This is a genomic window from Streptomyces sp. NPDC057697 (assembly GCF_042799335.1).
GTDB lineage: Bacteria > Actinomycetota > Actinomycetes > Streptomycetales > Streptomycetaceae > Streptomyces.
Genome location: NZ_JBHVJA010000002.1, coordinates 900952 through 909908, shown reverse-complemented (window position 1 = coordinate 909908; position 8957 = coordinate 900952). Strand labels below are relative to the sequence as shown.

Here is an 8957-nt window from a genome sequence, read left to right as displayed (position 1 = left end):
CAGGCGATCGGGACGGGTCCGGAGCCGCCTCCGCGGAGACAGCGCCGGCCGCCAGCGCGAGCACCAGGACGCCGACGGTCAGTGACCGCAGGCGTGTGGAAAGTCGTACCCCGAACCGTTCGCCGCGCACGCGCACCACGTCCCCCAGGACGATCACATGAGCCACAACATGACCACCAAGCCCGCACTCCCCATGCAGACCGTCACAAGCTACACACATTCCGTCATGCACATGCCGGAGATCAGGAACTTGCCCGCACAACCGAACGAATCGAGCCATGCCGCTCGATCTCCCGGACACCGCGACAGACGCCGACGAACCTCGAACACCCAGCGACCTCCCCGCGCCGCCGCACCCGGCGCACAGACGGCCCGTCCGATGCGGCCCGCCGGAAGCCGCCCGGGGCCTTCCGGGCGAACCCACCCCCCGCCGCGCCGCGCGGTTCTTGCATCGCCCGACACCGAGTGACCGTATTGTCCCGTTGCGCTCGCTCTTGGGGTAGTCCCATGATCGCCCCGTCATCGGAGGTGATGTCGTGTCAGGCGGAGTCTTGCGTACGGTCTGTGCCGCCTCCCTGGCCACGCTCGTCGTGACCTCGCCGGCGGCCGCCGCACCCGTGGCCCCGGACCCCGCGGCAGGCGGCTCGGCGAAGGCGCCCGCGGCGTCCGCGGGGGCGAAGCGGAGTGTTCCCCTGCTCCTGTCGGACCTGCGGCGGTTGTACCAGCAGGCCGAGGAGGCCACCGAGACGTACAACGGAACCGCCTCGGAGCTGAAGAAGCGCAAGGCGCAGTCGAAGAAGCTGGACGCCGCCCTCGTGACCGCGCGGACCGCGCTGGCCAAGAGCCGCGACGAGGCCGGACGGCTGGCCCGGGAGCAGTACCAGGGACGGTCCGACTTCTCCGCGTACATGCGGCTGCTGCTGTCCCGGGACCCCGAGCACCTCCTGGACCAGGAGCATGTGATCCAGCGGGCGGCGGCCGGGCGGGCGGCGGCGGTGAAACGGCTCACCGGTGCCGAGAAGCGCGCCGACAAGCTGGCGGCCGACTCCCGCAAGGTGCTCCACCGGCAGCAGGTGCTGGCCACGCGGCAGAAGAAGCAGCGGGACACGGTCCGGTCGCGGCTGAAGGACGTCGAGTCGATGCTGGCCACGCTCTCCGGCTCCCAGCTCACCGAGCTGTCCCGGCTCGAACAGCGGGACGTCGAGAAGGCGCAGGGCGCTCTGGCCGCCTCGGGGGCGCTGTCCTCGACGCGGCCGCCGTCCGCGGCGGGCGGCAGGGCGGTCCGGTATGCGATCGCGCAGGTCGGCAAGCCGTATGTGTGGGGCGCGCAGGGGCCGGACTCGTTCGACTGCTCGGGGCTCACCTCGCGGGCCTGGGCGAAGGCGGGCCGGGTCATTCCGCGGACGTCGCAGGAGCAGTGGCGGCAGCTGCGGAAGGTTCCGGTGGGCGCGCTGCGACCGGGCGACCTGGTGATCTACTTCCCGAGGGCCACGCACGTGGCGCTGTACATCGGCAACGGCCTGGTGGTGCAGGCGCCCCGGCCGGGCGCGTGGGTGAAGGTCTCGCCGCTGGCGTCGAATCCACTGCTCGGCGCCGTACGGCCCGACCCGCAGAGCCCACCGCTCGCCACCTACCGGCCACCGCGGCTTCCGCGGGGGGCCTCCGCCGGCTCGGACTCGGGGTACGGGTCGTCGGCGGCCCCCGCCGGCTCCGGAAAGTAGACGGCGCTCGGGAACGACGGAGGGGCCGGGTCCGGTCGGATGTCCGACGGTCCCGGCCCCTCCGTCGTCGCTCAGGCGGCCGGCGCCGCGCCCGAGACCTCGGCGAGGTAGGCGTTGGTCTTCTCCGGGTCGAAGAAGAAGTTCTCGAAGTCCGCCGGGTCGTTGAAGCCGTTGGCGAAGCGGTTGGCGACCGGCTGGAGCTGGCCGGCGGCGCCGATCAGGTTCAGTACGTGCTCCGGCGGGACGCCCAGCATCGCGTTGGTCCACTTCACGACGTGCTGCGCGGTGTCCCAGTAACGGTCGAAGGTGGCCTGCATCCACTCCGCGTCGAACTCCCGGTCGCCGTGCTCGATGATCGAGTCCAGGTAGGCGTTGGCGCACTTGGAGGCCGAGTTGGAGCCCTGGCCGGTGATCGGGTCGTTGGCGACGACGACGTCCGCGACGCCGAGCACCAGACCGCCGCCGGGCAGCCGGCCGATCGGCTTGCGGACGGTCGGCGCGTAGCGGCCCGACAGGGTGCCGTTGGCGTCGGTCAGTTCGACCTTGGTGGCGCGGGCGTACTCCCACGGCGTGAACCGCTCCATGAGCTCCAGCGTCTTCGCCAGGTGCTCGGAGGGGTCCTTGATGCCCTGGAAGGCGTCGATCGGACCGCCCGGTACGCCCTCCCAGAAGAGGATGTCGGCGCGGCCGGAGGTGGTGAGCGTCGGCATCACGAACAGCTCGCCGACGCCCGGCACCAGGTTGCAGCGGACCGCGTCGAACTCGGGGTGCTCCGGGCGCGGGCCCATGCCGTGGACGTACGCGACGGCCAGGGCGCGCTGCGGGGCGTCGAACGGCGAGCGGGAGGCGTCCCGGCCGAACATGGAGACCAGCTCGCCCTTGCCCGCGGAGACCATGACCAGGTCGTAGGTGCGGGAGAAGTAGTCCAGGTCGGAGACGGCCGCGCCGTGGATGACGAGCTGTCCGCCGCGCTGGGCGAACGTCTCCATCCAGCCGGCCATCTTCACGCGCTGGTCCACGGACTGGGCGAAGCCGTCCAGCTTGCCGACCCAGTCGACGGCGCGCGAGGAGTCCGGCGCGGCGACGGAGACGCCGAGGCCCTCGATGCGGGGGGCCTGGGTCTCCCAGAAGTTGAGCTGGTAGTCCCGCTCGTGCTGGAGCGCCGTGTGGAACATGCACTGCGTGGACATGACCCGGCCGGAGCGGATCTCGTCGGCGGTGCGGTTGGACATGAGGGTGACTTCGTACCCTCTGGACTGAAGTCCGAGGGCGAGCTGGAGCCCGGACTGGCCGGCTCCGACTATGAGTATCTTCCGCATCGCGGTTCTCCGTTGTGAGTGATCTATGCGGGGGTGGCGTCGAGGGCGTGGCCGACCAGGGCCAGCAGCGACTCGATGACGGTGATCCTGTTGCGCGCGTCCATGATCACAACGGGCACGTGCGGCGGCACGGTCAGGGCCTCGCGAACGTCCTCGGCCTCGAACCCCGGGGTTCCCTCGAAGTGGTTGACGGCCACGATGTACGGCAGCCCGCAGCTCTCGAAGTAGTCGAGGGCGGGGAAGCAGTCGGCGAGCCGGCGGGTGTCGGCCATCACGACCGCGCCGATCGCACCGCGCACCAGGTCGTCCCACATGAACCAGAAGCGCTGCTGGCCCGGTGTGCCGAAGACGTACAGCACCAGGTCGTCGTCGAGCGTGATCCGGCCGAAGTCCATCGCGACGGTGGTGGTGACCTTGTCGGGCGTCGCGGAGAGATCGTCGGTCTCCTCGCTGGCCTGGGTCATCATCGCTTCGGTCTTCAGCGGGGTGATCTCGGAGACCGAGCCCACGAAGGTGGTCTTGCCCACGCCGAAGCCGCCCGCGACCACGATCTTCGTGGCGATGGGGGCCCTGGTGTGGTCCAGCTGCCAGGCCTGGAGCGATTCCTCGGCCTGGTCCCTGGCGCCCGGCTGCCGCGGGGCGAAGAGCGGCGACTCAGAGACGACGGAGTCCATTGAGCACCCTTTCGAGCAGTGCGCGGTCGGGCTGGCCGGTGCCGTGACCGGTTCCGTACACGCGGATCTTTCCCTGGTCGGCCAAGTCGCTGAGCAGCACCCGGACCACGCCGAGCGGCATCTTCAACAGGGCCGAGATCTCCGCGACCGTACGCATCCGGCGGCAGATTTCGACGATGGCCTGGAGCTCCGGCATGACACGGCCGGCCAGGTTGCCGTTGGTCAGCTCGCGGCGCTCCTCGGGCGCTTCGAGCGCGGCGACGAACGTCTCGACGAGCAGGACGTGGCCGAAGCGGGTGCGTCCGCCGGTGAGCGAGTACGGGCGGACCCGTGCGGGCCTTCGGTCGGCCCCGCGGACGGGGAGCCTGCGGGCGGATTCAGCGGCGGGCTTCACTGGGTGCTCTCCATCGATTTGCGCAGTTCACTGCGGAGTTCGGGGGTGAGTACGTGTCCGGCCCGGCCGACGAAGAGGGCCATGTGGTAGGCGATGACGCTCATGTCGCAGTCCGGGGTGGCGTGCACGCCGAGCAGCGAGCCGTCGCTGATCGACATGACGAAGACGCTGCCCTCGTCCATGGCGACCATCGTCTGTTTGACTCCGCCGCCGTCCATCAGTTTGGCGGCGCCGATGGTGAGGCTGCCGATGCCGGAGACGATGGTCGCCAGATCGGCGCTGGAGCCCTTGGGGCCGTCCTGTCCGGCGGTGCTCCGGGCGACCAGGTGGCCGGGGTCGGAGGAGAGCAGCATCAGGCCGTCGGACGAGACGACGGTGACCGAGTGGACCCCGGGCACCTCCTCCACCAGATTGCTCAGCAACCAGTGAAGGTTACGGGCCTCGGTACTCAGCCCGAATGTGCTGGGCGCAGTCAACTGCGTGCCTCCTCGACTGTGTCCCCCGTCTCATCCGTCTGATCGGTACGTGCGGGACCTCCACCTGGTCGGGTGGCTCCCGGGAGTGACTGGGTGGCGGTGATCTCGGCGATCTCCGCCTCGACGTCCCTGCGGCCGTCCTTGGCGCCCTGGTGGAAGCCGCCGAGCCTGCGGCGCAGCGCCTCCTTGTCCAGGCTGCCCTTGCGCTCGGTGGTGGGTGCGGTGGTGGGCTTGACGATCCGGGGGGTGCGCTTGGGCAGCCCCTTGTCCGTGATCCGTTCGGTCTGCTCGGGCTCCGGCTCCGGCTCCGGCTCGGCGGCGGGCCGGGTCTGCGGCTGCTGCTGCTGCTCGGGCTGCCGGGGGCCGGGAAGCGCGTCGGCCATGGGCGTGGGGGCCGGCGCGGTGGCGCGCGGCTCCGGGCGCTCGTCCCCGGCGCGCTCGTGGTGGTCGGGGCCGATGGTGTACGGGTCGGGCGCCGGGGTTCCGGGGGCGGGCGTCGCTCCCGGGGCGGGCGTCGGCTCCTGGGCGTACGGGGCCGGCGTCGTCGTTCCCGGGGCGTACGGGTCCGGCGTGGTCGCTCCCGGGGCGTACGGGTCCGGCGTGGTCGCTCCCGGGGCATACGCGTCCGGCGTGGTCGCTCCCGGGCCGTACGCGTCCGGCGTGGTCGCTCCCGGGGTGTCCGCGGATGCGGGGACCACCGGAAGCCGGACCTGCATCGTGACCTCGGACTCCGCCTCGGCCGGAGGCGTCGCGCCGGTCGGGGGCGTCGCGCCGGTCTGAGGCGTCGCGCCGGCCGGAGGCGTCGCGCCGGCCGGAGGCTGGGGCCGGTCGGGGGCGGGCTCCGGGGCCGGGGCGGGAGCCGGGGCCGGGGCGGGAGCCGGGGCCGGGACGGGCTCCGGAGCCGGGGCGGGTGCCTGGTCGGCGGCCGCCTCGCGGATCGTCTGCTCGGCGGCCGCGATCAGCGGGTCCTCGGGCAGGGCGGCCGTACGGGCGGGCAGCGCGTTGGAGTTGGCCTCGGCGACCGAGCCCGGCAGGTTCAGCGCGGGCGCCTCCCCGGGGACCTTCACCGGCGGCGGGGTGGCGGCCGGGGGCGCCTTCGGCAGCAGGGCCTGGGGCAGGACGACGACCGCGGTGACCCCGCTGCCCTTGTGGTCGCGCAGCTGGACGCGTACGCCGTGGCGCGCGGCCAGCAGGGAGGTGACCTGGAGGCCGAGCCCGGCCCCGTCCGCGCTCTGCTCGCCCGCCTCGAAGAGCGCCGGGTCGGCCAGCCGGGTGTTCAGCTCGCCCATCCGCACGGCCGACATCCCGATGCCCGCGTCCTGGACGGAGAGCATCACCTCGCCGCTCTCCAGCAGCCAGCCGGAGAGCTGGACATGGGAGTCGGGCGGCGAGAAGGCGGTGGCGTTCTCCAGGAGTTCGGCGACCAGGTGGCTGAGGTCGTCGGCGGCGAAACCGGCGATCTGGGCGTGCGGCGGCAGGGACTGGATGGTGACCCGCTCGTACCGCTCGATCTCCGACACGGCCGCGCGCAACACGTCGACCAGCGGGATGGGCCCCGCGTGCCCGTGACCGTGCTCGGCGCCCGCGAGGACCAGCATGTTCTCGCTGTGCCTGCGCATGACGGTGGCCATGTGGTCGAGCTTGAACAGCGTGGCCAGCCGCTCCGGGTCGTGCTCCCGCTCCTCCAGGCTCTCGATGACACCGAGCTGGCGCTCGACGAGGCCGAGGGTGCGCAGCGAGAGGTTGACGAAGGTGTGGTGGACCGTGTTCTTCAGCCGCTCCAGCTGGGCGGCGAGGTCGGCGGCCTGTACCTGGAGCTCGGCGCGCTGGACGGTGAGGGCCTCGCGGCCGGCGATCAGCTCGCCGCGCTCGGTCTGCAGGCTCTCGAAGCGGCCGTTGAACTCGTGCAGGAGTCCGTGCAGCCTGCCGTGCAGGCTGTTGAGGGACCGGACGACCTGGGCGAACTCGTCGTTGCGTCCGGTGTAGCGGACCGGTTCGGCGGTCTCGGGCTCGGCGGCGAGGCGGGCGGCGCCGATCCGCAGGACGGCGAGCGGCTGGGTGAGGGTGCGGGCCACGGCGGTGGAGACGCCGACGGCGACCAGCAGACAGCCGCCGAGCAGCGCGATGCGCAGTTCGAGGCCGGTGACGTCGTCGTCGCGCAGCTGCTCCAGGCGCTGGATCTGTCCGGTGCCGAGGGCCGATTCGACGCTCCGCATCCGGTCGATCCGCGCGGAGAGCGCCGCCTCGGCCTTCTTGCTGTTGGTCGCCTGGTCGGATTCCGACAGCTCGGGGCGGTCGGTGAGGGTGTTGAGGTACTTCTCCGCGCTGTTGACCTCGGGCCCGGTGACGGTGGAGGACAGCTTGTCGCGGGCGGTGGCGCCCGCGGCCTGGTCGAAGTCGGCGAGCGAGGCGAGCTCGCGGACCCGGGCCTGCTGGGCGGCGGCGCTCAGCTCGTCGCGGGTGCGGTCGTCCTTGTCGTTGCCGGTGTCCTGGTTCTGCAGGGGCAGGCCGGTCAGCGGGTCGGTCTGCGGGACGGTCTGTGTGCGGGGCACCGAGAGCGCGGCGATCAGCAGCCCGCGGGTGGCGGAGGCCTGCTCGGTGGCCTGCCCGAGGGCGAGCGGGGCGCGGGTGGCCCCGGCGGCGCGCGGCGGGGTCTTCTCGGCGAGTTCCTCGGCGAGGTCGTGGAGCTTGGCGATGACCTCGGAGTACGCCTCGTGGGCCGCCAGTGCCGTGCCCTTGCCGCTGAGCGCGTCGCGGCGCAGGGAGGGGATGGTGGAGAGGTCGCGGCGGAGCGAGGCCGGGGCGGTGGCCCTGATCTCGTCGACCTGCCGGTCGACCCGGGCGCTCCGGCTGCCCGGGGCGCCCTTGCCGTCCGTCGCGCCGGACTTGGCGTCGCGCCCTGCGGCGATCCGCGCGGTGACCTCGTCGCGCTCGTCCGCCAGCGCGTGGGCGAGGGCGATGGCCTGCTGGTTCAGCTCGGCGAGGGTGACCAGCCGCTGCGATTCGTTCAGTTCGGAGGAGGCCGCGAGGATCGCCGGGGTGCCCGCGGCGATGACGGTGATGCCGACGACCGCGACTCCCGCGACCAGCCGGCTCCGTACGCGCACGGTGCGCCGGGTGCCCTCGCTCTCGGCAGGTGCCGGTGGCGTCACCCCGGAACCGTGCTGCTTGCCGCCCTTGCTCCGAGGCCGCTTCTTCTGCACCGGTGCTCGCAATCTTGACTCGTCCGCCCTTGAAGCAGAGGTGACGCACGGTCACAAGTAACGAGCGCCCCGACCCCTGGTACGGCTTCCGACCATTCCAGTGCTTTTGAGAGGGGGGCGCGCATCAACCACTCCGCCACCTGAACGAGTGAACAACACTCCAGAGTTGGCGAACAAGTTTGCCCCAGCGGCCTTTCTGCCACACCTGGTCCGTCGGCTGGAACTTCCGAGCAGGCTTTGGCAGGATGCCCGCCCGCATGCCCCACGGAGCCACTCCTTCCGCATCGAGCACTGTCCTGACCTGCTGGTACAGGCCAATACCGGTCGAGTGCAGGGCTCGTGAAGGCATCGTGCAGACTGGCCGTATGCGCATCGAACTGGCCACTGTCCCCGGCAGCCCGGATCGTCCGAACGAGGACTGGGCGGCCACCGCGCTTCCCGCCTCCGGCCAGGGCGGGACGCTGATCCTGCTCGACGGGGTGACCCCACCGCGGGGTGATGACGGTTGTGTGCACTCGGTTCCCTGGTTCACCGCCCGGCTGGGGGGCGCCCTGGTCGAACTGTCCGCTTCACGGCCGGATCTGACCCTCCAGGAGATCCTGGGGGTGTCCATTCGGCGCACCGCCGACGCACACCGCCCCCTGTGTGACCTTTCTCACGTACGTACGCCCCAGGCAACCGTCGTCATGGCGCGCTGGGACGACCGCGAGGTCGAGTACCTGGTGCTCTCCGATTCCGTACTGCTGTTCGAGGCGCACGACGGAAGCGTGCGCCCCCTGCTCGACGACCGGCTCGACCGGCTGCCGCCCGGCTCACTGAGCACCGAGGAGCGGGCCGACGCCCTGCGGAACCAGGAGGGCGGCTTCTTCACCGCCGCCGCCGACCCCTCCGTGGCCGCCCGCGCCGTCACCGGGCGCACCCCGCTCGACCGGGTGCGGACGATCGCCGCGCTGACCGACGGGGCGGCCCGCTGGACCCAGATGTTCCACGAGGGCGACTGGGCGGACTGCCTCGGCGTGCTCCGCAAGGAGGGCGCCGAGGCGCTGATCGACCGGGTCAGGGCCCTGGAGGACGCGGACAGGGCGCGCGAGCACCTGCGCCGGGCCAAGACGCACGACGACGCGACGGCGGTCCGCGTGGTGCTGTGACCGCGCGCGGCGGGGCGGCGGG

General features: G+C 72.2%; 7 protein-coding genes. 2 read left to right on the top strand and 5 right to left on the bottom strand.

Annotation, left to right across the window (positions count from 1 at the left end; genetic code table 11):
* The first annotated feature begins 536 nt into the window (after positions 1-536).
* Positions 537-1721 carry an NlpC/P60 family protein gene (locus ACFVFH_RS09035; RefSeq protein ID WP_383765276.1) on the top strand — a complete coding sequence of 395 codons (1185 nt, stop codon included), beginning with the start codon at positions 537-539 and terminating at the stop codon, positions 1719-1721.
* 71 nt (positions 1722-1792) lie between these two features.
* On the opposite strand, the gene ACFVFH_RS09030 is transcribed toward ACFVFH_RS09035, so the two are convergent.
* From ACFVFH_RS09030 to ACFVFH_RS09010, 5 genes are read right to left on the bottom strand one after another with little or no spacing between them, the layout of a single operon-like run.
* Entirely contained in the window at positions 1793-3040 is a 1248-nt protein-coding gene (locus ACFVFH_RS09030; RefSeq protein WP_383765274.1) for a styrene monooxygenase/indole monooxygenase family protein, read from the bottom strand.
* A 23-nt stretch (positions 3041-3063) separates the two neighbouring features.
* Positions 3064-3714, bottom strand: a complete 651-nt coding sequence (locus ACFVFH_RS09025) for an ATP/GTP-binding protein (RefSeq protein WP_093547204.1) — start codon at positions 3712-3714, stop codon at positions 3064-3066.
* Positions 3695-4108, bottom strand: a complete 414-nt coding sequence (locus ACFVFH_RS09020; protein ID WP_093547206.1) for a DUF742 domain-containing protein — start codon at positions 4106-4108, stop codon at positions 3695-3697. Before ACFVFH_RS09020 ends, ACFVFH_RS09025 begins: the two co-directional genes overlap by 20 nt.
* The gene (locus ACFVFH_RS09015; protein ID WP_329194556.1) at positions 4105-4584 is read right to left on the bottom strand and encodes a roadblock/LC7 domain-containing protein; all 480 of its coding nucleotides are present in this window, start codon (positions 4582-4584) and stop codon (positions 4105-4107) included. The genes ACFVFH_RS09020 and ACFVFH_RS09015 overlap by 4 nt, the downstream gene beginning before the upstream one ends.
* Positions 4581-7787, bottom strand: coding sequence for a nitrate- and nitrite sensing domain-containing protein (locus ACFVFH_RS09010; protein ID WP_383765272.1), 3207 nt, complete (start codon positions 7785-7787; stop codon positions 4581-4583). Before ACFVFH_RS09010 ends, ACFVFH_RS09015 begins: the two co-directional genes overlap by 4 nt.
* A 365-nt stretch (positions 7788-8152) precedes the next feature.
* On the opposite strand from ACFVFH_RS09010, the gene ACFVFH_RS09005 reads away from it, so the two are divergent.
* The gene (locus ACFVFH_RS09005; protein WP_383765270.1) at positions 8153-8935 is read left to right on the top strand and encodes a hypothetical protein; all 783 of its coding nucleotides are present in this window, start codon (positions 8153-8155) and stop codon (positions 8933-8935) included.
* Positions 8936-8957: the final 22 nt, after the last annotated feature.